Raw genomic sequence first — 227 nt, 5'->3', positions numbered from 1 at the left:
CATAAAAATGCTTGAAAAAAACCGATTGACTCTCATATCGAATAACAAGCAAATCCCCTTTTAAATTCCATTTATTAAATAGGAAATCAGGGGGTTCACAAAATTTTAGAGGAACATCCCAAATGGCAAAAATTATTGGTATTGACTTAGGTACTACCAACTCATGTGTTGCTGTACTTGAAGGCGATAAAGTAAAAGTAATCGAAAACGCTGAAGGCGCACGTACA

At 35.2% G+C, this 227-nt stretch carries 1 protein-coding gene; it reads left to right on the top strand.

The genetic code is table 11. The features are described from left to right. Window positions 1–122 precede the first annotated feature (122 nt). Window positions 123–227: Hsp70 family protein (locus A2003_RS13625; RefSeq protein WP_286687500.1), on the top strand; the 105-nt coding region annotated here is incomplete at its 3' end.

Origin of the sequence: Acinetobacter sp. GWC1_38_13 (genome assembly GCF_001767535.1) — a bacterium.
Classification (GTDB): Bacteria; Pseudomonadota; Gammaproteobacteria; order Pseudomonadales; family Moraxellaceae; genus Acinetobacter; species Acinetobacter junii.
Note: the sequence above shows the minus strand (reverse complement) of the source record. Positions and strands in the feature narration are given on the sequence as shown.